Source organism: Acinetobacter sp. GN11 (genome assembly GCF_054823985.1).
The window spans coordinates 1,084-23,643 of sequence record NZ_JRVL01000233.1; the positions used below are offsets into that span (position 1 = coordinate 1,084).

Genomic DNA, 22,560 nt, shown 5'->3' on the forward strand with positions numbered 1-22,560 from the left:
GGAATTTATATCTCCAATATTTTAAATGAAGACGGCACAATAAAAGATGATATTTATATGGATGAGTTAGAGAGCCATATGAATGCAGCAGGTTATATTTTACAAGATAACGGCTCTCTAATTTTTACATGGTATTAAATAAATTTTACACTTAATCCTGAATTAACTCCGTTGGGTAGACCTAGAAATGTATCAATTCCTATATTTTTTCTTAGGTCTTCTAATACAGTATTTGGATCTACAATTTCTCCGATTTTAGCTATTGAAGCACTACGTGCACCGATAACTTCTTTTGCTCGATACACTTCTAGACTTTTATTTTGATTAATAGCAATCAATGCCAAAGCACGTATATAAAAACGATTAAACTCACCGTCCGCTAGAATTTTATTAGCATCAAATGGAACTTTTGCAGAAACACCATTTTTTCGTACTTCGGTTGCATTGAACATATCTTCTTGTTTCATTGAATCTGCAAGAGTTTGCTCATTACCACTTTTAATACTTTCAACTAGTAAGTGTGAATATTTATCTATTCCATTTTTATTAAAGCGTTTGCTGTAATATAAATTGTTATTAGAAATATCAAGATTTACCTCCTCTAACATTAGTTTTCTTACATCATCGTCTAAATCTAAAAAATTAAACTGCATTATTATCTCCTCCCGATATATTCTAATGGGCCGTTTCGGGTCACGGTTTCAATTACACAAAAAGCTGAATCCGCTTAAATTTTTTATTAGTTTCGATATGGCTTCTATAAAATTTATCTTTGTCTTCTGATCCAATAAATTCTTTGAATGTGCTTGCTTCAAGAAGTCTATAAATAAACCTTTCACCAGTTCTAAGTACTACCGTCAATAAGAAGTGTTGGTAAAGAACATGGCTGATATTGCGGGAATTAACTTCAATTTTTTCCATATTTTGATCAATAATTATGCTAATTAGGGTGGTGACTAAATTGTTGATTTATCGGTGTAACTTAATGTTATTTATTAAAATAATAGTGGTGATTAAATCCAGTAAATAGAGATAATAGTAAAAGGATTTTGGTATGTGCTTTGAAGATCATTTCTTTCATTGCATCACTATCTCAATCGCATCATATCCCAGAATACTTTTCCAAAAACTCATCAATCCATTCTTGAGCTACTTCTATATTGGTTATATCGGCTAGCTTTAAATTAGTTTCTTCTGCTTCGTTAAAACCTTCAATAATAGCTTCAAAAATATTGGCTTCGTTAATAACCTCGCGTGCCATTTCAGCAGCGTCATAACTCTGCTTGGCTTTGTTAAGAGAGGCAATTTGTTTATCAATTCCTGCACCAATTTTACCTAATGCCAATTTAAACTCTTGACGATTAATCGTTAGTGTAGTTTTGGATTTATTAAGTGTTGCGATCATTAGTTTTCCTTGGAATTTAATACTTAAATAATCAATTATGAGCTACCACAACACCAATTATTGACATGTTGATTTTGTTGAAATATAGAGTGGAAAAATCCCCCAATCATTTTAGTAGCCATTTGGATGCTCTTGTCTGTGCTGACTAGGTGGAACAATATCCGTAATGGCGGTAATGCTTTCAACTTCATCCATGTTGAACGTAAGACGTTCACCGCCATTAACAGCTATAAGGCTTAAGACATCATTATGTATGCCTATAAACTCTTTAATTGTGCATCGTCCGTCTTTAAGGCAAACCTGAACAAATTCCATAGGTACCAGCTCTGCATCAGGATCACATACTACATACCAACCATTGCGTATGGCAGGGAACATGGAGTCACCAGTTCCTTTGATACCATATGCATTTTCACCTGCTGCGTGAGTAGGTACATAACCATCCCCGCCATTTCCTTCATAGCCCATATCCGTGAAATAGCCATCCATCCCCATTTTTGAATAGGCTTTAACAGGAACATATCTTTTTTGACGTGGGAATGACGTAAGTGGAGTCTCTACAAACTTAACAGCGTCTTCACTATCGGGAATATTGTATTTTTTCTTAAATGCTTCTATATCAAATTTTTTAAATTCAACAACATCCGCATTTTTTTGAGTGGTTAAGTTAGACAAGTCAGACTGATCAAGATAACCACGCGGCTTATTAAAGGCATCTTCAATTTTTATAGCTGTGTCATCCCCAATATTTTTGGTCGGGTTTTTACCTAAATACTGACTCAACAGGCTATATGACATATCAATCTTCTCAGCAAACTCTTTACGTTTGAGACCAGATTCTTCCATTAGCCTCTTCGCATTAAGAAATCTAATTTCATGAATTGTCTTTAGTTCAGCCATTACAAGAACACCTATAAATCAGATTTTAAAAATACCCTACAGGTAGAAAAAATAAATACCCTGACAGGTTGAATAATATTTACCTTGAGGGTATATTTGTAATTAATTTACCTTTGGGGTGTATTTATGCCTACTCTTTATGAATTTTGGCGAGGATTAAGCAAAAGTGAGCGGGTCCAATTCTGTAGTAATGCAAAGGTTTCATACAGATATATGGAAACTCATTTAATCCATGGTCGAAAGAAACCAAGCATGGAAACCATCCAAAATATGGTTAATGCAAGCAACTCGGAATTAACTCACAAGAGTCTTTTTGATTTCTTTTTAGGAAAACCAACCACAGCCTAAAAGCTAACAAGGCAAAGTATCAACCATATGGTTTAAAAAATAAATGTGAAGGAAATGAGGGATTTCACAATGCAAGAAATGACTCTAAGCAAAGATGCACAAATAGCACTTTGGCAAATGGTAAATAAAACACCTAATTGCACCGCAAAAGAAATTGCTCAAGCAATAGGTGACTCACATAACACAGTTTGTAATTACGGCAACCAGAATATGCCAGCTTATTTGCCAAGTTTGAAAAAGCTTGAGGCAATGATCTTTTTCACTCAGAACCCTGCATTACTTAAAGTTTGGGCTCATGAGTTAGGTTACGCATTAGTACCAGTAGCATGTGACAGCTCTAAACATCATGAGCTTTCAATTTTTGAAGCAATGATGCAGCACAACATCAAAAACGGAAAAGCGAACAGTGTTGTTTATGAGGCGTATGAAGACGGAATTATTACGCCGCTGGAATATGAAGAAATCCACCATCTTACACAAAACTTGATTGAGCTTATCACGGCAGTTGATCAGGCAGCTTTAAAGCAAATGAAAAAATGTTCAGCAACGCTAGGAAATGAAAAAGCCTGATTTCGTACATCAGGCTTAGTAATTCAATTACTTGCTAGAGGAATCGAATATGCAAACTAATTTACCAAATCAATCGACTAAAGACAATCTGCTCGAGCAAAAGCGTCAACAAAGTTATCAGTCGTGGCATGAGCCAGCTTTAAGAACTTTATCTGGTTTGCTGGAAATCCGTAAGAAAAATCTAGCACGCCAAAACCGTGATGAAAAAAATGCTGCGGTAACACGTGAAGAGTTTATGCAAGCACTGATAGATCAACACGGCAAACATGGTCTTTATCTCGGTCATGCTGGCCAAATTATCTCAAGCTTATATCGGGCTAAACGGATCCGATATTTAGGTAGCACTTTCATTCAAATGAATGAAGAGGGGGATAAATGAGCTTAGACGCTACTGTATGGGCTTGGAAAACCCGACAAAAACAAAAGGTGGGTGGTGCATTAAAACCGCTTAAAAAATTGGTCCTTCTTTCGCTAGCTGATAGAGCTGGCGAAACTCATGAATGTTTTCCGAGTGTAGCCCGATTGGTAGATGACACAGAAATGGACCGTAAAACGGTTTTGAAAATTATTGATGAGTTAATTGAGGACGGATTTATTATCGATACGGGTAAGCGCGAAGGTAGAACTAAGCAGATAAAAGTATATCTTTTGAACGGAGTTAAGGGCCGAGAAACAGTACCAACAACGTTACACTTTAACACTGGAAATGATGATTTAAACAGTCCCAACAATGGAACAGTTCCAACAACGGAACAGTTCCAACAATTCCATGAAAGAGTCCCAACAATTCCGTCAAACAGTCCCAACGTTGGGACACGGAATCTTTCAAAGAATCTATCAATAGAATCTAAAAATAAAAAAACATGGTTGAGTCTGAAAAAACTTGGTGAAGAAATTCTTTTGGCAACTGATCACGAAACTTACGAGCAAATCAAAAACGCAAATTGGTTTGATCGTGAGTTACGAGCATTTGAACTCTACAACGCAGAGAAGAATTTTTGTGATGAACTCATGAATTACCACTTTGCAGATTGGTTAATCAACGCATGTGGCAAATACCAAGCACGTGAACAATCAAAGAATCATAACGTTGGAACACAGGTTCGAGTCCCGCAGGGGGAATCAAACCCCCTTAGTTCAAAACAGATTTACTCCTTCGCTCAAAAACTTTCTGTACTTCCTGAATTTGCAAGTAAATACGCCGAAGGTAACGAGAGCTATGAACAACTTGCTGCTCGTATCGCCGTGAAGCTTACAGATCCTGAGCAACAACAAAAATTGATGCCATACCTTATTCAGGTTGGATTTCAACAGGGCAAAGGAGCAGCGGCATGAATAAATTTGAGATTTTAGCGTGGGGTTTACTCATTTCATTTTTTACAGCAGCTATTAGTGGAGCTGTGGTTTTGTGGTGGTTAGCGAGAAAGGAGGCTGTTGAGGAATGAGTTCAATTAGTCTTGCCGATTACAAGCGTCTTTATGCGAAACCACGTTGCAAACCTAAGCGCCGTGTTTCAGTAAAAAAAGAACGAGTCGTAAGTGAAGGTGAGGCAACGCTAGTACAGCACTTAAAAACACACAAGATTGGCTTTGAACAGGAATACAAATTCCATCCAACACGTAAATGGAGAGCAGATTTTTTAATAACGGGTACAAAGATCTTGATTGAGGTAGAAGGCGGGGTCTGGAGCGGAGGACGCCATACAAGAGGGAAAGGGTACATCGGGGATATGGAGAAATACAATGAAGCAGCAATGATGGGTTTTACAGTTTTGCGGTTCAGTACAGAGCAAGTGAAGTCAGGTTTAGCGGTTCAGCAGATAGTGAAAATGGTGAGTAAAAGATGAGTACTTCATTAAAAACAAAACAAATGGATTGGTCTAAATACAATATTGATGGTTGGTTGGAACAGTTCGGAGCTTGGTGTGAAACAGTTCGTATGAAAGGTGGTGATTTACCTGATGGACTCCATATCAATCAAATTTACTGGTTAATGCGTGAATCAAGTAAAGAACTACCAAAAAGTAAATCTTACATTCGATGTGAGATAAATGATTTTGAAGCAGACCAAATACAATCAATACTCAAGACTGTGTTTAAATCTGAAAGATGTGATTACACAACCAAGTTTGCAGTGATGTGTTTAGTAAAACATAAAGTTGAGAACAGATCCTTAAGTGCAGTTGCAGCAATTACCAATCAGTCTAAAGGTCAAGTGAATATCATGGTTAGTTGTGCTAGATTCTACCTTCTTGGTAAATATAACTTTCTAACAATGGTGTAAGTATGTATAAGACTGAATTGATAAAATCACAAAACCCTACAAGTATTAAAAACAAAGTTCAGGCATGGCTTGATGAGCAATCTTTATCAAATTCTGGTTTTAAGGTAATTTCAGTAAGTTACACATATGAACCTGAGAAAGGATATCGAGCATTTATTACATATAAAGAGTAGCTTGACCGTTTAAACGCGATATGGCATAGTTTTGTTATAGTGTTCGAAGTGTAAGTGAATCACTGGTATTAAAGCTCATCATTTGGTGGGCTTTTTTGTTGTCTGAGAAAGTGTTGTTATTTGTTATTTTTGTTATTTTATTCAATAGCTTGGAGTACTTATGGTGCTTGTAATGATAGTTTTATTGGGTTATAAAAGATCAATAATTTAACTTTATGGATGACTTTAAATGTCAATCAAGATATCAGTTCAGGTAAATCAGGATTCAGATCCATTCTTACAATTCATTAGCGGCTTGGTGTATACCCTAACTGTATTGGCGCATCAGTTTATTTTGCTTGTAGAAAAGTATCGCTTTTATGATTTTCCGTCTATTAATCAAGCTATTGGGCGTATTGTTATTAAGTAATTCTCCAAATCGCCGGACTTATTACGGCACTTGAAGCCCCGCTAAATATCGATTATTGGCGGGCTTCTTACTTTACGTGCTAAGCTGATCTCATAAATTTAAGGATTATTAGAATGTTTATTTGTATTGGCGGTGACTTGGACGGTGAAGTTGTAGGGGGCCGCGAAGGTACTTACTTTGAAGCAAGTGAAATAGATGCAAGTAAACAATCAACATACAACCGCCAGAGTTATATTGTTGGAGAAAATACATATAGATTTTGGCTTTGTGCAGAATTGCCATATAAGGAAACAACAGAAATTGCCGGCAAGCATCTAGCCGAAAAATACAAATACCTTTCTTAATTTAGTATTTATAAAACAGAAGCCCGCCGTTTGGTGGGCTTTTTCTTTTTGGAGTATGTATGACTGAATTTCAAAAAATCACTAATGAGATTAGACAGCTCCAAAAAGAGCTAAATCACACAGGCAGTTGCACAACCAAAGGCCTAACACAAGAAGAAGTCGCTCACTTAGATGAGCGTTTTTTTTTGACCTTAGCAATACAAAATAAATTAATTGTTCGGCTCAACAATAAGCCTGAGGGCTTCCTTTAATGGGGCTTAAAGAATGGACGATAAAGAATACTTTTGGCTTACACGGAAAAAAGAACATAAAACAAAACCAAAAAGTCGACCACTGCCTAAGGCTAAAGAAAAATATTTGGAAGCTGAAGAAACCTTGTTTCAAGAACTAGAAGAACATCGAATCGGGTATCGTCGAAAGTTTCAATTTGATTCAACCAAAAATTGGCGATTTGATTTTTATATTGTGAAGTTAGGGCTTCTAATTGAAATTGCTGGCAGTCAATGGGCGGTTGGTCGCGGAGGTAGGAAGATAGCAAACGCATTATGTAAGTATGATTTTGCGCTAGATAAGGGTTATAAATTTGAGCGCCTTGAACCTCATCAAATTGAATCGGGTTATGCAATAAACTGGATTCTGGGATTATTAGAGAGACAGAAAGATGGATCAGATCAGACCATTCCCTCCAACTGATTTTATGGATCAGGCCGAAGAAGAGGAAGCAGTCCGTTTAATACCTGCACCAGACTTAAAAAATTGGGTAGTAGCTAATTTTCTTACGCTTGGTGGGCCTCTACACAATCCAGATCACGACCATATCGCTGAGATGCTTCATGACAATGAGGGGCTCTTGGCTTTTGCATGGGCTTCTACTGCTTATACGAGGGCTAGACGGATGGTGCTCGGCCAGTGCGAAAAAGTTATGTTTCAACAAGGCGGATGGAAGAAAGCCCGCCAAGAGCAGCAAATGCGTGATTGGTTCGGGTTTGTGCCAATTTACTTAATCACTATCGATGCAAGCTTTTGTGAAAAGGCTAACGATAGCGAGTTTTGTGCGTTGCTTGAACATGAGCTTTATCACATAGGTGTGGAGCGTGATGGAGACGGTGAGATTATTTACAGTGATCATACTGGACTGCCAAAGCATTATTTAGCTGGCCACGATGTAGAAGAGTTTATCGGTGTTGTTAAGCGTTGGGGCGCAAATGAGAATGTTAAGCGCCTCATTGAAGTCGCTAAAAATCCGCCGTTTGTATCAGATTTAGACATTTCTAAATGCTGTGGGAACTGCGTAATAACCTGAGCCTTATGGCTCTTTTTTTTGTCTATTTAGGTTGACGTAGGTTGACAGGATTGATGATATGGCAGCACTAAAAAAAGAGGTGAAACTCTTTATAGTTCGCTCACTTGCCGTATTTAATACCCCCACAGAAACTGCTGAACTCGTCAACCAAGAATACGGGATAAAAGTTACAAAGCAGCAATGTGAAAAATACGACCCAACTAAACGGGCGGGTGAGAACCTAAGTGAAGAGTTAAGAATAGATTTTGAAAAGACTCGCGAAATGTTTTTGGGTAAGCCTGAGGCCATACCAATTTCAAATTTAGCGGTACGCATGCAGCGCTATGAAAACCAATATCAAAAACATAGTAGAAACCGTGTTGCTGCGATGAATATTCTTAAACAAGCGGCGGAAGATATTGGCGGCAAGTACACGAACAAGACTGAAATTACAGGCGCTGGCGGTGGTCCATTACAAAGCGAAAATATTACCTATGTGACTGCTACCGATGAGCAGGTAAGGCAGGCGATAGATGAACTCGAGAACGAATATTGATCCTGTTAAAACCAAAGCTAAGCGGATTAAGTGCGAGAAAGAACATTTATTTTTCACACGTGCTTTTTTCTTGCCACGTATGGGCTTTAAGTTTTCGGTCAATTGGCATCATGAATATATTGCCGACAAGATTGATGAGGTAATTGCTGGCAAGGTTAAAAACCTAGTTATTAACGTTCCACCGGGAAGCGGTAAAACTGAATTACTAACAAACCTTATTGCTCGTGGCATAGCGCGTAATGCGCGTTCACGCTTTTTGTATTTGTCTTTCTCACAATCACTTGTAGAGGATGTTTCAGCAACAGCTAGAAATATTGTTAAGTCAGAAGACTTTCAGAATTTATGGCCTGTAAAGATATCTACCAGCACCGATGCTAAATCGAGTTGGAAAACTACGGTCGATGGATATGACGCTGGTCATGTTTATTCAGCCTCAATGGGTGGTCAGGTCACTGGTCGCCGTGCCGGTACATTAGCCAATGAAGGTTTTACTGGTGCGATTATTCTGGATGACCCGTTAAAGCCCGAGGATGCATTTAGCCAGACCGCTAGACGTAAAGCTAACCGTAAGATTCTAAACACGGTCAACTCGCGTAAGGCTAAATCTGACACACCAATCATTTTGATCATGCAGCGTTTGCACGTTGAGGATCCGACTAACTTTGTGCTAACGGGTAATGTGCCTGGTGCATGGGAACAGATCAGTATTCCCGCGCTTATCGATGATGAGTACATCAGTAAGTTACCTGAAAAAATACAGAGCAAAATTCCACGAGATGTTGAACGTGATGAGAAAGGCCGACAAAGCTACTGGCCGTTAAAAGAATCATTGCAATCTTTATTGCAGCTCGAAAAGGGTGGACAAGATAAGGACGGCGCTACGGTATCGCGCTACACCTTTGCAAGCCAATATCAGCAAGCTCCTAAAAAGCTGGGTGGTGATCTGGTTAAGGCTGAATGGTTCCCACGTTATCTAGATCTACCTGTTCTTAAGTGGCGTGCAATATGGGCCGATACAGCTCAGAAGGTCAAGAAGCATAATGACTTTTCTGCGTTCATATGTGCTGGCCTTGGCTATGACAACAACCTTTACATCATTGATGTAAAGCGCGGCAAATGGGAAGCACCAGCACTTTTAAAAGTAGCTAAGGACTTCATTAAAAAACACAAAGATGGCAATACTCAAATCGGCAAGCTTCGATATATGGCCGTAGAGGATAAGGCGAGTGGTACCGGATTAATTCAAACCATTGCTAAAGAAACAACATTACCTATTCGGGCTATTCAGCGTGGCGATGACAAGTTATCGAGGACTATGGATGTAATTCTTTATGTTGAAGATGGCCGAGTCTTATTACCAGCAGAAGCACCATGGCTATTGAACTACGTTGAAGAGATTGAAGGGCTCACTGCTGATTGGTCACATGACCATGACGATCAGTGGGATCCGACAATTGATGCAATTAACGATTCAATAGCGAGCAAGCCAACTGTATTTGATTAGAGGAAATTATGGCTGAAGATAAAAAGCCCGATGCAATTGGCGATGCAGGGGCGTACACAAACTTTGTCTCAAATCTTGGTACCGAACGTGACAAGGCATCACACGGTTCATTCGTTAAGAAGGTAATTCCTGATGAGCAATTAGAAGCCGTATATCAACACTGGTTAGCTAAGCGAATCGTCAACCGACCAGCTAGTGACATGCTCCGAGCTGGTTGGTTCTACGAAGGGATTCAAGACAATGATTTATTGAAGCTTAAAGACGCGTGTAAGGCTTTTAACTTAGATAGGGTGCTCTTATCTAGTTTAGTCCTTTCTCGCTTATATGGCGTTTGCTATGTGCTTCTAGGAACTGTGGACGGCGGTGAATTAGATCAACCATTTGATTTAAATAAGTTAAGCATTGGTCGTTTAGAGTTTTTCACGGTACTGAAGAAAAAGCAGATTGAAGCCGATACTTCAAAGTACTTACCTCCAAATGAAGCAGGCGGGCTTCTAAAGCAACCTGAATTTTACAAGCTTAAGCTCGATGGCAAGTCTAACCAACGGATCCACCACACTCGCTTAATTAAATTTGCCCATGCTGATGTGGTGAATGAAGAGCCTCAAAGTATTTTGCAGGAAGTCTATGAGGATCTGCTTGATCATGCAGCCGTGAAGAAGGCTACTGCTAGTCTAGTCCATGAATCTAAAATTGATGTGATTAGAACGCCGCATTTGGTTGATAAGATCAAAGAGGACCTAAAAGGTGTAGCAGAACGTTTTCTTAGTGTTGGGTTGCTTAAAGGTCTAAACGGCATGATCGTTTTAGATAAAGAGGAGGAGTACGACTCTAAATCTTATAGCTTTGGTGGCTTACCTGATCTTATGCGTGAATATTCGATACAAACTTCTGGAGCGGCCGAAATGCCATATACGGTGTTATTCGGTCAATCACCTGCGGGTATGAACGCAACAGGCGAGCATGACACAAGGAACTATTACGACAGTATTGCAACTAAGCAAGTCTGGTCATTAAAACCTTTCATGTTAAAGCTTCTAAGAGTGATTGTTCAAACTACGTTTGGTCTTCAGATTCCAAGCTTAGACGTTGTATTTAACCCGTTATGGCAATTAGACGGTAAGGTTCGTGCTGAGGTTGAGAAGGCTAATGCAGAACGTGACGATAAATATCTTCAAATGGGTGTCATTACAGAGCCACAGATAGCAAAACAACTTGTTATTGACGGTGTTTATTCAGTAATTGACGAAGAGCATATCAAAGGGCTTGAGACAATGGTGAAGCTTAATGACAACGATAATACAGATACTGAAACCACACCTTCAGCAAGCGAAGAAACGTAAGAAAGGGCGTAAAGCTTCCAAGCCTAGAGCTGTTCATGTAAATCGCCGTGTTGAGCTTTATTACACTCGGCAATTACTTGCCATTTCAAAATACTGTCAGGACCAAACTAGGGATCTAGTCATTCCCACGGTAGGCCAAAACATAGGTGATGCTTGGTTCTCTGACATGATGTGGACGTTTAGGGAAAAGCTCACAAAATATGTTATTGAGGTTTCCCAACCGTTGGCCCAAAAGGTTGTGACTGACACACAAAAGGAAGTAGATAAACAAATTGCTGAACATACCAAATCAATTATTGGTGTGGATCTAACGCCGTTCTATCGAGCTGCTGATATTCAGGACGAGGTAGATTTAAACATTACGGCTAATGTCAGTTTGATTAAGTCAATTCCGCAGCAATACGCCGATAAGCTTGAGGTATTAATTACCAACGCTTTGCAGACTGGGCAAACAAATGAAGAGTTGGCCAAAGCAATTAAGCAATTGGGTTTATCTACTGACTATCGAGCACGTCTTATTGCTAGTGATCAGATGGGCAAAATTAACGGCCAAATTAACCAAGCCAGACAGCTTTCGATGGGTGTTGAGACATACACATGGCAAACGGCCAAAGATGAGCGAGTGCGGCCAGATCATCAACATAAGCAAGGCAAGACATTTAGATGGGATTCACCGCCAGATGGTGGTCATCCCGGTCAGCCTATTCGATGTCGTTGCACGGCATTGCCTAACTATGAGGATATTTTAATTGATTAACTAGTTGAAAATTATCTCGTAATTTATCAATATCTAATTTTATTTATTCGTAGATATTAAAATGAAATTACCTTCAGTTAAAAAAGTAGGAATATATTATAAGTGGAGCAATCATAAAATTAGTACTAAGACACTTGAGTTAAAACCTTTTGAAAAAAGTGATATGTCTCCATATTTAATTCATATGACTTCAGAAAACTCAATTCTTTCAATTTTACAAAGTGGTGAAATTGGGCAAGGAGTTATTACCTCTACTGAACCTTCGCAAAAATTAGCTGATTGGTATGATCAAAAAATAGTATGTTTCACCGAAACACCAATTTTTTCTCTAGACTTCTTTCGATACAAAAGTCATAAAAGATGGCTTAAGGATCTCTGCTATGGGATTGGTTTTTCAAAAAAAGCACTTGCAGATAAGGGGGTTCGGCCAGCTTTATATATTGATGATGAGGCGATTGGCATGATTGCAAATTTAAAAAATTCACCTGAGGATTCGGAAGAGCTAGAACTATTCAAAAAATTCGCACCTTTAATGACTCCTTTAGATCATGATAAATCTGAACAAGGTTTCATGTGGGAACGAGAATGGCGATTTGCAAATTCTGAAGCCTTTATATTTAATTATTCTGATATTGAGATAATTTGTTGTCCTCATAATGAAGTTCAAGAATTAACAGAGGTGCTAGGAGAATTCGCGAATAATATTAAGTTTATTGAAACATGGGGAGCATATGAGGAAATGTCAGAGTATTTAGATTCTCAAAAAAATTCCCATGAGATGAAATTAGTTGTTAATTCAACAGGTATTGATGAGTTGAAATCCGCGCATTTAGAATTATCTCAAGAATTATCAAAACTTGATGCCTACAAAGTCCAAATGGAAAGGTTAACTAAGCATCTTTCTTTAGTTGACGAAACTATCCCTGAAATTAAAAAGAAAATTACAGCTATTTCAGGAAGAATTGAACGGCAAGAATGGTTGGAAGAACATTGTTGTATATGTTCCAATTCTTTTGAAGAATTCTCCCTAAAACCTTATGAATGGGAACGAGATGAAGATTTAGACACATGGATTTGTATTGATTGTAAATCTAGAACAGGGATGTAAATTATTTATTAAATAAACCCACCTTTTGGTGGGTTTTTTATTGAGCGCAATTTATGAAAAACATTTACCGCTTCAAGGTAGGTGACTTTGCTCCGAGTGAATCCACACGCTCATTTACCCCAGAAGGTTATTTGAAATGTGTAAATGTTCGCTTGGGAAAAGCACCTCAGGTACGTCAGTACTATGCGTATGAGTTCCCAAACTTAGAAGGCTTTTCAGCAGATCAGACTATTAACGTCTATACATCCGCAGAAGAACTATTTAAGCCGGCAGCGATTAAAAGTTGGGATGGTGCTGATGCTACAGATTATCACCCACCTAAGAATGAAATTAATGCAGCCAACTGGAAGGACTATCACATTGGCTATTGTGAGAACGTCCGCCAAGAAGGCGAATATCTAGTGGGCGACTTGCTCATTAAAGATAAAGACAGCATTGATTTAATCCAAAACAACGAGCGATTAGAAATGTCGCTTGGTTATGCAGCAACATTAGTTTTAGAACAGGGCACGGCGCCAGATGGCACGGTGTACCAAGCAAAATTTATTAACTTTATTGGCAATCACGTAGCACTTGTTAAATACGGGCGCTGTGGTGGTGATTGCCGCATCGGTGACGAAAAGCAAACTCCAAAGGGGAAAACAATGGAAGTAAGTGTAAACGGTATTCGTTTTGACATTGGCGATAACAAGCCCTTGGCGGATGCATTAAAGCAGCAACAAGAGCAGCTTGAAAATTTAAAAGCTGCAAAGCTCAAAGTTGGTGATAAGCAATTTTCGATCGGTGATGAACTAAACGCAGTTCAAGCGGTTGTAGATCAATTGCAAACAGATAAAACAACTCTTGAGCAGAAAGTCGGTGATCTGGAAAAGAATCAGATGACGCCTGAAAAGCTTGAACAAGCTGCTGCTGAACGTACCGCTGTTATTGCCGATGCTAAGGCATTGGTGCCAACAGTTAAAACCGAAGGCTGCACATGTGAGCAAATCAAACGCGATGTAATTGCGGCTAAAGCGGGTGATGCGTTGGTAACTGCTTTATTGGGCAACGTATCGGTAGGCGATGCTAGGCCAGATCAGATCGACACAACTTTCCGCGCTTTGTCTGCTGTAAAGGGAACACACCCATCTAATCCAGTTGGCGATGCGCTTAACCACCAGCAACAACAGCAAAACAACAATCAGGACCCTAAAGAAAATAAGGGTTATGACAAGTCTGCTGCATACAAAACAATTTAAGGGGGAACTTAAATCATGGTTCAGCAATTAAATGCGGTAGTCGGTCAGCGTGGCCGTTTAACTGCCAAAGAAGTTGTACTGTCATTACCGCTTTCAGGCACGACTTTAGTTAATGACGGCGATGTGGTTGTCCGCACGACTGATGGCAAATCTGTAACGGCAGTTACTGGTGCTACACCAACACGTTTTGGTGTGATTGTACGCCATGGCGCGGGCAAAACTGGCAAAACGGCGGCTGGGAAAGAAGCTTATAAGGCTGCTGACATGTTGCCAGTAATGTTTGAAGGTGCGATTTGGGTGAAACCTACTGCGCCAATCACAGACATTACAGCTGCTGTTTATGTGAAAACTGCAAACGGTACCACAACAGCGCCGTTGGGTTCACTTTCAAGTGCCGCTACTGACGGAACATTACTACCGGGTGCAGCATGGGAAACTGTGACTGGTGCCGATGGTTTAGCCCTCCTTAATCTTCGTGGAGCTTAATAGAACATGAGCAAATTAATAAAAATGAAAGCACGCTTAACGCCGATTTCATACGCCATTCAGGCACAGGTAGGTGATGCGTTCAATATGGATGCATTAGCACAGCTTTTCATTAAGATTGAAGAACAAAATGAAATCACTCCACAGCTTCAACAAGTTCTGGACTATGCCAAATTCATTCCAGTAACAGATGTGAAGGCTGCATATGGTGGCGGTGAAATCCTCTCTCGTAAAAAAGGTGTTGGTATTGGTAAGGACCATTCAGGAACAGGTGATGATATCCCGCTTGCAGAAGTGGAATATGACACTGTGCAATTACCTGTGAGAGTCGGCACAATCGGTTACCAATATTCAATTGTAGAGTTGGCAACAGCTCAGACAATGAACCTTGCACTTGAAGCTGACAAAGTTCAGGCTGCAAACTTGGCTGCTGAAAAACATATGTCGAATGTGGCTTGGTATGGCTATACCACAGCGAATGCAAGTGGTCAGCTCAGTCAGGTAAATGGCTTTCTCAACCAGACTGGCGTAACGGTAGTGACGGCTCAATACAACTGGGCTACTGCAACAATCGAACAAGTACTTTCAGACTTTAATAAATCGCTTGCAGATGCAGCAAATCAGTTTGATGGTGATGCATCGATTGAACCTGATACCTACATCCTTGCATCGAATCAATATTCGGATCTTTCCAACCGTATTGTCGCTGACTCTGGTGGTAAGACTTTCCTTGATTGGATAACTGAAAAGAATATTTTCGCTACTCAAGGCAAACCATTAACCATCCGTGGTTCTGGTCGTGGTAATGGCAAAGGTACAGCTGGTGCTGACCGCTCCATCATCTATCGTCGTGATCCGTCATGCATCCAGTTCAAAGGAAGCAGCGTTGAATTCTTGACAGCGCAACCAAAAGGCTTAGATGTGCTTGTGCCGGGTCACTACAAATACCAAGGCGTTTGGCTGAAGCGTGTTGATTCCCTTCGTTACTTTGACCATGCATAAGGATTAAAACCACATGGCTAAATATTCATACACATACAGCGGCTCTAATGCCGCTTTTGTTTTCGCAGGTGTAGCAACTTTGCCAGCAGGAATCGCCGTAGCGCTTGAAGCAGCTCAGCATAAGGAACTGCAAAAGAATAAGTTTGCTAAGCATCTTGTTGAATCTGGTGAGCTTGAAATTCTGGAAATTCCAGAAGAAGAAACAAAAGCAGCGGGTAAAACAGGTGGCCGTGGTGGCAAAGGTGGCAATGCAGCTGGTGAGCAGCAAAAGTCAACAGATGAAGCCGCTTTGGCCGCCGTGAGAACTGAATTAACAGCGCTTGAAATAACGTTCAGTGAAGATGAAACACTTGAGCAGCTACAAGCTAAGTTAGCACAGGCTAAGGAATAAGGTGGACCTATGGACGTACAAACGTTTCGCCAGAAGTACTCTTCTGATACAGCCTTGGCAAATTTGTCTAATGATAAAATTCAGGATGCCTTAGAAGAGGCTGAGCTCGTTGTATCACAAATTGAGTTCGGGGCATTAAAGGAACGTGCTGTAGGTCTATATGCAGCACATATTCTTAAAGTAGGTACTACTAGCGGCAATGGTGCTGCTTTTGGTACCGCATCGAGCATGACTATTGCGGGCCAAAGCGTGAGTTATTCACGATCATCGAAAGAAGCTTTCTATGATCTCAGCATGTATGGCCAACGCTACCTTGCATTAAAAAATTCAATTCCAATTGATGACGAAGGCACAAACCCTAATCGTTTAGGCGTTGGTGTTTTTGTTGTATAGGAGAATCACATGCCTTTTAAATATCAGGCACCCGAAGGCTATAAGCCAACAAAAATCGATATTGCTGGTCAAAGCCTAGATATCAAAAACGGCGTTTTAGAATCTGATAATGACATTATCCATATTTTAAAGCCCTTAGGTTTTGAGCGTTTTGTCGAAGTGATTGAACCAAAGAAATCGGTAGCCTCCGCAAAAGAGTAAATAGGCAATGAGTGATAATCGTGTTGAGACTCGAGTCAACTTTGATGAGATGAATGATCGCATTAGATTTGAAGTAAGACGCACGATTACTGCTCTTACTTTGCGCTTACAGCGAACGATTCAGGAAGACATGTTGAGTGGTCAAAGGCTGAAGGTTCAGTCTGGTCGCTTACGTGGTTCAGTTTCATCTAAAGTGGACGAGGATAAGGATTCGATAGAGGGAACGGTAGGAGCTGGTGGCGCTTTGGTACCTTATGCTTTTGCCCATGAGTTTGGTTTAAAAGGTTCTTTGGGGGTTAAAGCACACCTAAGAACAATTAAGCAGGCTTTTGGCAGGCCTATATCGTCAGTTCAAGTCAATATTAAGGCCCATTCAAGAAAAGTTAAATTTAGTGAGTTACGGTTCATGCGTGATTCACTGGATATGGTAGCCAAGATTGTACCGAAAAATATTGATGCAGCAGTTCAGCGGGGTATAGCAGGTGGATAGTGAAGCAATCTATCAAGCATTGTTTGATCAGTTAAGCACACGGGTTGAAGGGCTAATTACGGTCAGTCGCCGTTTACGACACTTCAATCATGTGACAGCAGAACAACGCCCAGCCATGTTTATTACACAAGGAAATCAGCTAGAAGTACCAGTACATGGTTTAGATTCAAAAGTTGAACTAGCCGCCGAGGTTTATCTCTATATCCATGAGGCTGATAGGGATAAACCACCATCATCACAGATGAATATTTTCATCGATCGTGTACGTGAAGCTATTCAGCCAGACCATCCAGAATTTAGCGAATATCAAACCTTAGGTGGTTTGGTGGAACATTGCTGGATCGAGGGCACAATAGAAGTGTATGAAGCCGTTGAAAACATGCTGGATGATCAGGCGATTGCAATTATCCCTATCCGGATCCTCACAACCAATTAACAAAACATTCATTTTATGACCGCCTCGATGGCGGTTTTGTCATTTTAGAGAGGTCAAAATAAATGGCTCAATATTTATTTGGTGCCGGCAAGATCTTTGCTACACCGATTCAAGACGTTTACGGGCAGCCAATTAGCAATCCCACACCAGTTGAGGTAGGGGTATTACAGTCTGTTGGTGTCGATATTAGTTTCGATTTAAAAGAACTCTTTGGTCGTGGACAGTTCGCCGTGGACGCTGCCCGTGGTAAAGGCTCAATTAAGGGCAAAGCATCGTTCGGGCGAATTAATGGAACCTTATTAAATTCTATTTTCTTCGGTGGTGTTGTTGCTGAAGGTGGAGTCGAGACAGTATCTCAAACCATTAATGGTGAAACTATTTTAGCGGGTGGATTGGTTACTCCAGTCGTTCCTAATGCTGGCACATTTGTTAAGGATTTAGGTGTTACAGATGGGAAGGCTATTCCACTAAAGCGTGTAGCCTCAGCGCCAAAAACAGGAGAATACAGCGTTGATAACGCGACAGGAGCATACACTTTTGCTACTGCTGAAGTTGGCAAGATTGTATTCATAAGCTTCAGATATTCCGCAACAGTAGCAGGTGGCAAGTCAATCACCGTGTCTAACTTAGATATGGGCTATACCCCTGAATTTGCCTTGGATCTTCAGCGGGATTACAAGGGAAAGTTCATGCACATGAATTTCTATCGTTGTACCAGTAACAAGCTCGGATTCAGTTCAAAACAGGACGATTACGACATCCCTGAGTTTGAATTTCAGCCTATGGCTGATGATCTTAACCGTGTTTTCAAAATCGATTTATCGGAGTAATAGCAAATGCAATTTAAGCAAGTTGAAAACCCACGTGGTTCTACAATTATTATTGATGGTCAGCCATTTGTATTTGCTCCATTGTCACTTGGTGCGGTTGAAAAGTTATTGCCAGCTCTTCAAGCATTTAAGCCCGATGATGTTGGCACTGTGATTGATGTTGCGTTTAAGTCGCTTAAGCGAAATTACCCAGATATCACACGTGATGATGTTGCTGAAATGATTTATATGGATCAACTCACTGAGGTTATGGAAGCTGTAATGTCTGTGTCTGGTCTTAAAGGGAATGATGACAGTGCAGCAGGTGGCTCGGGGGAATAGATTGGGAGGAGCTTTACACGCATTTAGTGCTAACCATGGGTAAAGATTACGACTATGTACGTGATGAAATGGATCTACCTAGATTAAGAGCATTAAGTGCGTATCAGCAAAGTAACCCTCCCGCGCATATAGGAATACAGCGTCTTTGCCGTATCTTGGAAGCATTCGCTGGAATTGAAGAGACACCACAAGCCATCACCGTATCAGATGATGACGAAGACGATATGCTGAAAGTATTAGAAAGTTTCCCTCAGGGTGGTTAAGGCTGCCCTTATAAATTTAAATGTGACATTAAGTAACCAGTTTGTTAAATTGTAAGGACTTTAAAATAATTGGTGAAATTATGACTCAAACAAAATTTTGTTATGCCTGTGGCCAACAAATTGATGTTCGTGCAGAAATTTGCCCTAAATGTGGTGTAAGACAGCAAGATGTTAGAATCACTGGGCAAAAAAGTAAGGTAGCTGCTGGCGTATTTGCTTTGCTTCTAGGTGGGTTTGGGGCTCATAAATTCTATTTGGGTAGAGTCGGTCAAGGTATTTTATATCTCATTTTCTGCTGGACATTTATTCCAGCAATTATTGCCTTTATTGAGGGCATCCTATATCTCTGTAGTTCAGATGAAGATTTTGCAAAAAAATATGGTTAATTAATTTGCCATAATCAACCTTTTAAAGCCTTGCAGTTGCAAGGCTTTTTTATTTCTAAACAGCCCCTTTGATGGGGCTTTTTTATGCCTGTGAGGAAGTTATGGCAAATAATAACCGTGTTGAAGTTCATGTCGGTGCCAAGACCTCTGAACTAAAAGAGGGGATGAAAGATGCAGAAAAAATAGTATCAGATTCTTCAAAGAAAATTGAAAATGCCAGTCAAGGTATTGATCTTAAAATTGATCTAACTAGTGTGCGATCGGAGCTTAATAAGTTTGCCAATAATATTTCAGATAAGTTTAAGAATGTTGGCAATGATATTAAAGATTCTTTAACTGGCGGATTCTCGCTAATTAAAGGTGGGTTCTTACTTGGGATAGGTCAGGAAATTGCTAGAAGTGTGGCTGATGGCGTGGCGGCAATTCCAGATCTTGTATCTGCTGTGGGTAAAGCTTCAAAAGAATTAGAAATCCAAGCTCGTTTAGCAAATGCAAATACTACAGAATTTCAAGAGTGGGCATTTGCAGCAAAAAAAGTAAATGTAGAGCAAGATAAACTTTCGGACATCATGAAGGATGTAAACGATAAATTTGGCGATTTTATGCAAACTGGCGGCGGAGAAATGGCCGACTTCTTTGAAAAGATTGCTCCAAAAGTTAATGTAACTGCAAAAGAGTTTCAGGGTTTATCAGGTCCTCAGATCCTTGAAAAGTATTATCAGACTTTACAGAAGGCTAATGTCTCACAAGCTGAAATGACTTTTTATATGGAAGCAATTGCAAACGATGCGACCTTATTAGCTCCCTTATTAGATAACAATGGTCAAAAATTAAAGGAATATGCAAAACAAGCACATGATCTAGGCGTAATCATGAGTGATGATGCTATAGCTGCAACTAAAGAATTTAATTCATCGCTTGAGACTATCCAATCAACCTTACAAGGTGTTTTAACACGTTTAGCTGCTCAAGCTGCCCCAGCATTAAATGATCTGGCAAACAGATTTTTGGGTTTTGCCGTTGAATCAAAAGAAGGAATTGATGATTCAATTAAGTCAATCATTGGAATACTTGAAAGCCTCTTTAGTGTTGTAGGTGAAATCTTCAATACTATTGGGGGAATTTGGAAAGATTTAACTAGTGACATTGGAGACGGTTCAGTTTCACAAATTAGTTTTATGGATGCAGTATCTGTAGCATTAAGAGCTTTGGGAGTTGTAGCAACTGGACTACAGGTAGTAATTCAATCAGCATTTGCAATTATCCGCGCCGTTGTTGTGACAGTTTGCCAAGTCCTTATTATTGCATTTAATGGTCTAATGGCTGGCTTTGACATGGTGAGAAATACCATTCAATTCGGGTTAGATGTTCTGCAAGTTAAATTTCAAACCTTCGGAAGTGTCGTCAATAACATTCTTCATTTTAATTTTTCGGGTGCCAAGGCTGCTTGGGTAGGGGGGTTATCTCAACTTGGTGGTATTACTGAGCGCTATACCAACCAAATGAAAGGCCGAATGAACGACCTTAAAAATAGTTGGAATAATGGCGCAACTACTGCCGCAAACTCACTGGTTACGGCTGGGAAAAGAATCCTAGATGTAACATCAGCAGGTGGTAAAAAAATTACCAACTATGTTTATAAGGATCCATCAAAACAAATTGAAAATCCAGATGCTCCAAAACTTGGAATTGGCGCACCGCCACCAAGTATAAATAAGGGTATTGGTACCGGTGTAAAGGATGATAAAGGAAAATCTAAATCGTCGGCAAAATCTAAAGCTGAGCAAGAGGCTAAAGAGCGTCAACGTCAAGCTGAGCAGGCAGCGAAAGCACTGGCTGATATTCGGTATAAATATGCATCCGAAGAAAAGAAAGTCGCTTTAGATCTACAAAAGGCATTAGATGAGATTGAAAAATCTAAGATGACTGCCGATGAAAAAGCCGCTGCAAAAGTCAAAGCTGAAAAGGATGCTTCAGACAAAATTATTGCTATCCGTTTAAAAGAGTTTGAGGAATACAAAAAAGCTCGTGAAGAACAGATCGACAATTATCAACAGCAAGCACAGCGCCTTTATGAAATTGAGGCGGCGCGGATCCAAGCTGAATATGATGCTAAGAAAATTTCTAATGTTCGTAAGGTTCAATTAGAGAAGCAGCTCGAAGGTCAATTACGTGAAATTAAGCGGCAAGGTCTTTTAGAGCGTCTGGCACTTGAGAACGAGCAAACCGGTATTACTGGTAAGCAAGGTAATCAAAACCAAATCACAAACAACATTTCTGATTTAGAGACAGATCAGAAAGTTGCTGACACTAAGTCTATGGGCTTAATTAGTGATGCGGAAATGAAAGACTTTGAGGCTAAGTTCGGCGGCTTCACTTCTCGACTTTCTAACCTTTGGGATCAAGGCATTCAATCTTTAATGAATGGCACACTGACATGGAGTAACGCAACTAAAGCGGTACTTGCTGACATGGGTGCATTTGCATTGCAATCAGCTACTAAAGAGCTGCAAGGCTGGCTCAGAATCCAAGCAATTAAGTTAGCTCGTAAACTTGGTTTTGTTGGTGCAGAAACAGCGGCTGAAGCAACTGGCCAAGCGGCTCAAACGGGGGCAACGATCGCAGGTGAAGCAACACGAACTGGTGTTACAGCTGCAGGTGGTTTAACTCGTTTAGGTTTAAAAGCTGCTGAAGCTGTCAAAGGCATCATGATGTCAGCTTGGGAGGCGATGGCGGGCGCATTTAAAGCCATGGTTTCTATTCCATACATTGGTCCAGTTCTCGCCGTTGGTGCCGGTGCTGCTGCGTTCGGTTTAGTTGCAGGTCTAGCTGGCAAAATTAAATCTGCTCGCGGCGGTTACGACATTCCATCAGGTGTAAATCCAGTGACCCAGCTACATGAAGACGAAATGGTTTTACCTTCTCAACATGCGAATACTATTCGTGAAATGGGTAAAGCTATGCGTAGTGGTGCGAGTTTTGGAGCAGCCGCAGCTGCCGAAGGTGGCGGATCTGGACCGAGTATTCATATCAGCGCAGTTGATGCAAAAAGTATTGAGCGTTTATTAAAGAAAAATGGTCGTGCGGTCGCTAATGGTTTGAATAGTTACGCTCGTGGATTCGGTAAGAATGGTAAATAAG

The 22,560-nt window shown here is 40.1% G+C and carries 35 protein-coding genes; 31 read left to right on the top strand and 4 right to left on the bottom strand.

What is annotated here, in order from left to right:
- Positions 1 to 134: 134 nt before the first annotated feature.
- The 4 genes from NL42_RS16925 to NL42_RS16940 form a co-directional block, all read right to left on the bottom strand.
- Complete coding sequence (locus NL42_RS16925; protein WP_461313635.1) at positions 135 to 653, bottom strand: hypothetical protein; 519 nt, start codon at positions 651 to 653, stop codon at positions 135 to 137.
- A 52-nt stretch (positions 654 to 705) separates the two neighbouring features.
- Positions 706 to 921: a hypothetical protein gene (locus tag NL42_RS16930; RefSeq protein WP_461313636.1), complete on the bottom strand. Its 216-nt coding sequence runs from the start codon at positions 919 to 921 to the stop codon at positions 706 to 708.
- Between the two features lie 181 nt (positions 922 to 1,102).
- Positions 1,103 to 1,405 carry a hypothetical protein gene (locus NL42_RS16935; RefSeq protein ID WP_461313637.1) on the bottom strand — a complete coding sequence of 101 codons (303 nt, stop codon included), beginning with the start codon at positions 1,403 to 1,405 and terminating at the stop codon, positions 1,103 to 1,105.
- A gap of 111 nt (positions 1,406 to 1,516) precedes the next feature.
- The gene (locus NL42_RS16940; RefSeq protein ID WP_461313638.1) at positions 1,517 to 2,305 is read right to left on the bottom strand and encodes a LexA family transcriptional regulator; all 789 of its coding nucleotides are present in this window, start codon (positions 2,303 to 2,305) and stop codon (positions 1,517 to 1,519) included.
- Between the two features lie 126 nt (positions 2,306 to 2,431).
- Between NL42_RS16940 and NL42_RS16945 the strand changes: the two genes are divergently transcribed.
- The 31 genes from NL42_RS16945 (at position 2,432) to NL42_RS17095 (ending at position 22,559) form a co-directional block, all read left to right on the top strand.
- The gene (locus NL42_RS16945) at positions 2,432 to 2,653 is read left to right on the top strand and encodes an XRE family transcriptional regulator (protein ID WP_447602201.1); all 222 of its coding nucleotides are present in this window, start codon (positions 2,432 to 2,434) and stop codon (positions 2,651 to 2,653) included.
- A 69-nt stretch (positions 2,654 to 2,722) separates the two neighbouring features.
- On the top strand, positions 2,723 to 3,223 hold the full coding sequence (locus NL42_RS16950) for a phage regulatory CII family protein (protein WP_461313639.1): 501 nt from the start codon (positions 2,723 to 2,725) through the stop codon (positions 3,221 to 3,223).
- 49 nt (positions 3,224 to 3,272) lie between these two features.
- Positions 3,273 to 3,602 (top strand): hypothetical protein, encoded by a 330-nt coding sequence (locus tag NL42_RS16955; protein WP_461313640.1) that lies wholly within the window; start codon positions 3,273 to 3,275, stop codon positions 3,600 to 3,602.
- Positions 3,599 to 4,558, top strand: a complete 960-nt coding sequence (locus tag NL42_RS16960; protein WP_461313641.1) for a helix-turn-helix domain-containing protein — start codon at positions 3,599 to 3,601, stop codon at positions 4,556 to 4,558. Before NL42_RS16955 ends, NL42_RS16960 begins: the two co-directional genes overlap by 4 nt.
- Positions 4,555 to 4,668 (top strand): putative phage replication protein, encoded by a 114-nt coding sequence (locus NL42_RS16965; protein ID WP_461313642.1) that lies wholly within the window; start codon positions 4,555 to 4,557, stop codon positions 4,666 to 4,668. The genes NL42_RS16960 and NL42_RS16965 overlap by 4 nt, the downstream gene beginning before the upstream one ends.
- The gene (locus NL42_RS16970; RefSeq protein ID WP_461313643.1) at positions 4,665 to 5,069 is read left to right on the top strand and encodes a DUF559 domain-containing protein; all 405 of its coding nucleotides are present in this window, start codon (positions 4,665 to 4,667) and stop codon (positions 5,067 to 5,069) included. Before NL42_RS16965 ends, NL42_RS16970 begins: the two co-directional genes overlap by 4 nt.
- A complete protein-coding gene (locus NL42_RS16975; protein WP_461313644.1) occupies positions 5,066 to 5,506 on the top strand; it encodes a hypothetical protein in 441 nt (146 codons plus the stop codon). The genes NL42_RS16970 and NL42_RS16975 overlap by 4 nt, the downstream gene beginning before the upstream one ends.
- A 2-nt stretch (positions 5,507 to 5,508) precedes the next feature.
- Positions 5,509 to 5,679, top strand: a complete 171-nt coding sequence (locus NL42_RS16980) for a hypothetical protein (RefSeq protein WP_311085578.1) — start codon at positions 5,509 to 5,511, stop codon at positions 5,677 to 5,679.
- A 229-nt stretch (positions 5,680 to 5,908) separates the two neighbouring features.
- Complete coding sequence (locus NL42_RS16985) at positions 5,909 to 6,088, top strand: hypothetical protein (protein ID WP_461313645.1); 180 nt, start codon at positions 5,909 to 5,911, stop codon at positions 6,086 to 6,088.
- 113 nt (positions 6,089 to 6,201) lie between these two features.
- Positions 6,202 to 6,432: a hypothetical protein gene (locus tag NL42_RS16990; protein WP_461313646.1), complete on the top strand. Its 231-nt coding sequence runs from the start codon at positions 6,202 to 6,204 to the stop codon at positions 6,430 to 6,432.
- Positions 6,433 to 6,491: 59 nt separating this feature from the next.
- Positions 6,492 to 6,683 (top strand): hypothetical protein, encoded by a 192-nt coding sequence (locus NL42_RS16995; protein WP_461313647.1) that lies wholly within the window; start codon positions 6,492 to 6,494, stop codon positions 6,681 to 6,683.
- A gap of 13 nt (positions 6,684 to 6,696) precedes the next feature.
- Positions 6,697 to 7,125 (top strand): hypothetical protein, encoded by a 429-nt coding sequence (locus tag NL42_RS17000; RefSeq protein WP_461313648.1) that lies wholly within the window; start codon positions 6,697 to 6,699, stop codon positions 7,123 to 7,125.
- Positions 7,094 to 7,735 (top strand): putative metallopeptidase, encoded by a 642-nt coding sequence (locus NL42_RS17005; protein WP_461313649.1) that lies wholly within the window; start codon positions 7,094 to 7,096, stop codon positions 7,733 to 7,735. The genes NL42_RS17000 and NL42_RS17005 overlap by 32 nt, the downstream gene beginning before the upstream one ends.
- A 58-nt stretch (positions 7,736 to 7,793) precedes the next feature.
- Entirely contained in the window at positions 7,794 to 8,270 is a 477-nt protein-coding gene (locus NL42_RS17010) for a DUF2280 domain-containing protein (protein WP_284074183.1), read from the top strand.
- Positions 8,248 to 9,774: a phage terminase large subunit gene (gene terL / locus NL42_RS17015; RefSeq protein WP_461313650.1), complete on the top strand. Its 1,527-nt coding sequence runs from the start codon at positions 8,248 to 8,250 to the stop codon at positions 9,772 to 9,774. The genes NL42_RS17010 and terL overlap by 23 nt, the downstream gene beginning before the upstream one ends.
- An 8-nt stretch (positions 9,775 to 9,782) precedes the next feature.
- Positions 9,783 to 11,117 carry a DUF1073 domain-containing protein gene (locus NL42_RS17020; RefSeq protein WP_461313651.1) on the top strand — a complete coding sequence of 445 codons (1,335 nt, stop codon included), beginning with the start codon at positions 9,783 to 9,785 and terminating at the stop codon, positions 11,115 to 11,117.
- Entirely contained in the window at positions 11,062 to 11,874 is an 813-nt protein-coding gene (locus NL42_RS17025) for a phage head morphogenesis protein (protein WP_461313652.1), read from the top strand. The genes NL42_RS17020 and NL42_RS17025 overlap by 56 nt, the downstream gene beginning before the upstream one ends.
- 61 nt (positions 11,875 to 11,935) lie before the next feature.
- Entirely contained in the window at positions 11,936 to 12,982 is a 1,047-nt protein-coding gene (locus tag NL42_RS17030) for a PHD finger domain-containing protein (RefSeq protein WP_461313653.1), read from the top strand.
- A gap of 53 nt (positions 12,983 to 13,035) precedes the next feature.
- Positions 13,036 to 14,220, top strand: coding sequence for a DUF2213 domain-containing protein (locus NL42_RS17035; RefSeq protein ID WP_461313654.1), 1,185 nt, complete (start codon positions 13,036 to 13,038; stop codon positions 14,218 to 14,220).
- Positions 14,221 to 14,235: 15 nt separating this feature from the next.
- Complete coding sequence (locus NL42_RS17040; protein ID WP_461313655.1) at positions 14,236 to 14,706, top strand: structural cement protein Gp24; 471 nt, start codon at positions 14,236 to 14,238, stop codon at positions 14,704 to 14,706.
- A gap of 6 nt (positions 14,707 to 14,712) precedes the next feature.
- Positions 14,713 to 15,708: a DUF2184 domain-containing protein gene (locus tag NL42_RS17045; protein WP_461313656.1), complete on the top strand. Its 996-nt coding sequence runs from the start codon at positions 14,713 to 14,715 to the stop codon at positions 15,706 to 15,708.
- A gap of 13 nt (positions 15,709 to 15,721) precedes the next feature.
- Complete coding sequence (locus NL42_RS17050; protein WP_461313657.1) at positions 15,722 to 16,099, top strand: hypothetical protein; 378 nt, start codon at positions 15,722 to 15,724, stop codon at positions 16,097 to 16,099.
- A 9-nt stretch (positions 16,100 to 16,108) separates the two neighbouring features.
- Positions 16,109 to 16,492, top strand: a complete 384-nt coding sequence (locus NL42_RS17055) for a DUF4054 domain-containing protein (RefSeq protein ID WP_151799084.1) — start codon at positions 16,109 to 16,111, stop codon at positions 16,490 to 16,492.
- Between the two features lie 9 nt (positions 16,493 to 16,501).
- Complete coding sequence (locus NL42_RS17060; RefSeq protein WP_461313658.1) at positions 16,502 to 16,693, top strand: hypothetical protein; 192 nt, start codon at positions 16,502 to 16,504, stop codon at positions 16,691 to 16,693.
- A 7-nt stretch (positions 16,694 to 16,700) separates the two neighbouring features.
- Positions 16,701 to 17,183 (top strand): hypothetical protein, encoded by a 483-nt coding sequence (locus NL42_RS17065; RefSeq protein ID WP_461313659.1) that lies wholly within the window; start codon positions 16,701 to 16,703, stop codon positions 17,181 to 17,183.
- Complete coding sequence (locus tag NL42_RS17070; protein ID WP_461313660.1) at positions 17,176 to 17,619, top strand: hypothetical protein; 444 nt, start codon at positions 17,176 to 17,178, stop codon at positions 17,617 to 17,619. Before NL42_RS17065 ends, NL42_RS17070 begins: the two co-directional genes overlap by 8 nt.
- 62 nt (positions 17,620 to 17,681) lie before the next feature.
- Complete coding sequence (locus NL42_RS17075) at positions 17,682 to 18,449, top strand: hypothetical protein (RefSeq protein ID WP_461313661.1); 768 nt, start codon at positions 17,682 to 17,684, stop codon at positions 18,447 to 18,449.
- 6 nt (positions 18,450 to 18,455) lie between these two features.
- Complete coding sequence (locus NL42_RS17080; protein ID WP_199939773.1) at positions 18,456 to 18,770, top strand: hypothetical protein; 315 nt, start codon at positions 18,456 to 18,458, stop codon at positions 18,768 to 18,770.
- A 35-nt stretch (positions 18,771 to 18,805) separates the two neighbouring features.
- Positions 18,806 to 19,033, top strand: a complete 228-nt coding sequence (locus NL42_RS17085; protein ID WP_461313668.1) for a hypothetical protein — start codon at positions 18,806 to 18,808, stop codon at positions 19,031 to 19,033.
- Positions 19,034 to 19,113: 80 nt separating this feature from the next.
- The gene (locus NL42_RS17090) at positions 19,114 to 19,419 is read left to right on the top strand and encodes a TM2 domain-containing protein (protein ID WP_151799077.1); all 306 of its coding nucleotides are present in this window, start codon (positions 19,114 to 19,116) and stop codon (positions 19,417 to 19,419) included.
- Between the two features lie 101 nt (positions 19,420 to 19,520).
- Positions 19,521 to 22,559 carry a phage tail protein gene (locus NL42_RS17095; protein WP_461313662.1) on the top strand — a complete coding sequence of 1,013 codons (3,039 nt, stop codon included), beginning with the start codon at positions 19,521 to 19,523 and terminating at the stop codon, positions 22,557 to 22,559.
- Position 22,560: the final 1 nt, after the last annotated feature.

Excerpts from the sequence above, each read along its gene's own strand:
- NL42_RS16925 (WP_461313635.1), bottom strand. The coding sequence starts at position 653 with ATGCAGTTTAATTTTTTAGATTTAGACGATGATGTAAGAAAACTAATG.
- NL42_RS16930 (WP_461313636.1), bottom strand. The coding sequence starts at position 921 with ATGGAAAAAATTGAAGTTAATTCCCGCAATATCAGCCATGTTCTTTAC.
- NL42_RS16935 (WP_461313637.1), bottom strand. The coding sequence starts at position 1,405 with ATGATCGCAACACTTAATAAATCCAAAACTACACTAACGATTAATCGT.
- NL42_RS16940 (WP_461313638.1), bottom strand. The coding sequence starts at position 2,305 with ATGGCTGAACTAAAGACAATTCATGAAATTAGATTTCTTAATGCGAAG.
- NL42_RS16945 (WP_447602201.1), top strand. The coding sequence starts at position 2,432 with ATGCCTACTCTTTATGAATTTTGGCGAGGATTAAGCAAAAGTGAGCGG.
- NL42_RS16950 (WP_461313639.1), top strand. The coding sequence starts at position 2,723 with ATGCAAGAAATGACTCTAAGCAAAGATGCACAAATAGCACTTTGGCAA.
- NL42_RS16955 (WP_461313640.1), top strand. The coding sequence starts at position 3,273 with ATGCAAACTAATTTACCAAATCAATCGACTAAAGACAATCTGCTCGAG.
- NL42_RS16960 (WP_461313641.1), top strand. The coding sequence starts at position 3,599 with ATGAGCTTAGACGCTACTGTATGGGCTTGGAAAACCCGACAAAAACAA.
- NL42_RS16965 (WP_461313642.1), top strand. The coding sequence starts at position 4,555 with ATGAATAAATTTGAGATTTTAGCGTGGGGTTTACTCATTTCATTTTTT.
- NL42_RS16970 (WP_461313643.1), top strand. The coding sequence starts at position 4,665 with ATGAGTTCAATTAGTCTTGCCGATTACAAGCGTCTTTATGCGAAACCA.
- NL42_RS16975 (WP_461313644.1), top strand. The coding sequence starts at position 5,066 with ATGAGTACTTCATTAAAAACAAAACAAATGGATTGGTCTAAATACAAT.
- NL42_RS16980 (WP_311085578.1), top strand. The coding sequence starts at position 5,509 with ATGTATAAGACTGAATTGATAAAATCACAAAACCCTACAAGTATTAAA.
- NL42_RS16985 (WP_461313645.1), top strand. The coding sequence starts at position 5,909 with ATGTCAATCAAGATATCAGTTCAGGTAAATCAGGATTCAGATCCATTC.
- NL42_RS16990 (WP_461313646.1), top strand. The coding sequence starts at position 6,202 with ATGTTTATTTGTATTGGCGGTGACTTGGACGGTGAAGTTGTAGGGGGC.
- NL42_RS16995 (WP_461313647.1), top strand. The coding sequence starts at position 6,492 with ATGACTGAATTTCAAAAAATCACTAATGAGATTAGACAGCTCCAAAAA.
- NL42_RS17000 (WP_461313648.1), top strand. The coding sequence starts at position 6,697 with ATGGACGATAAAGAATACTTTTGGCTTACACGGAAAAAAGAACATAAA.
- NL42_RS17005 (WP_461313649.1), top strand. The coding sequence starts at position 7,094 with ATGGATCAGATCAGACCATTCCCTCCAACTGATTTTATGGATCAGGCC.
- NL42_RS17010 (WP_284074183.1), top strand. The coding sequence starts at position 7,794 with ATGGCAGCACTAAAAAAAGAGGTGAAACTCTTTATAGTTCGCTCACTT.
- terL (WP_461313650.1), top strand. The coding sequence starts at position 8,248 with ATGAACTCGAGAACGAATATTGATCCTGTTAAAACCAAAGCTAAGCGG.
- NL42_RS17020 (WP_461313651.1), top strand. The coding sequence starts at position 9,783 with ATGGCTGAAGATAAAAAGCCCGATGCAATTGGCGATGCAGGGGCGTAC.
- NL42_RS17025 (WP_461313652.1), top strand. The coding sequence starts at position 11,062 with ATGACAACGATAATACAGATACTGAAACCACACCTTCAGCAAGCGAAG.
- NL42_RS17030 (WP_461313653.1), top strand. The coding sequence starts at position 11,936 with ATGAAATTACCTTCAGTTAAAAAAGTAGGAATATATTATAAGTGGAGC.
- NL42_RS17035 (WP_461313654.1), top strand. The coding sequence starts at position 13,036 with ATGAAAAACATTTACCGCTTCAAGGTAGGTGACTTTGCTCCGAGTGAA.
- NL42_RS17040 (WP_461313655.1), top strand. The coding sequence starts at position 14,236 with ATGGTTCAGCAATTAAATGCGGTAGTCGGTCAGCGTGGCCGTTTAACT.
- NL42_RS17045 (WP_461313656.1), top strand. The coding sequence starts at position 14,713 with ATGAGCAAATTAATAAAAATGAAAGCACGCTTAACGCCGATTTCATAC.
- NL42_RS17050 (WP_461313657.1), top strand. The coding sequence starts at position 15,722 with ATGGCTAAATATTCATACACATACAGCGGCTCTAATGCCGCTTTTGTT.
- NL42_RS17055 (WP_151799084.1), top strand. The coding sequence starts at position 16,109 with ATGGACGTACAAACGTTTCGCCAGAAGTACTCTTCTGATACAGCCTTG.
- NL42_RS17060 (WP_461313658.1), top strand. The coding sequence starts at position 16,502 with ATGCCTTTTAAATATCAGGCACCCGAAGGCTATAAGCCAACAAAAATC.
- NL42_RS17065 (WP_461313659.1), top strand. The coding sequence starts at position 16,701 with ATGAGTGATAATCGTGTTGAGACTCGAGTCAACTTTGATGAGATGAAT.
- NL42_RS17075 (WP_461313661.1), top strand. The coding sequence starts at position 17,682 with ATGGCTCAATATTTATTTGGTGCCGGCAAGATCTTTGCTACACCGATT.
- NL42_RS17080 (WP_199939773.1), top strand. The coding sequence starts at position 18,456 with ATGCAATTTAAGCAAGTTGAAAACCCACGTGGTTCTACAATTATTATT.
- NL42_RS17085 (WP_461313668.1), top strand. The coding sequence starts at position 18,806 with ATGGGTAAAGATTACGACTATGTACGTGATGAAATGGATCTACCTAGA.
- NL42_RS17090 (WP_151799077.1), top strand. The coding sequence starts at position 19,114 with ATGACTCAAACAAAATTTTGTTATGCCTGTGGCCAACAAATTGATGTT.
- NL42_RS17095 (WP_461313662.1), top strand. The coding sequence starts at position 19,521 with ATGGCAAATAATAACCGTGTTGAAGTTCATGTCGGTGCCAAGACCTCT.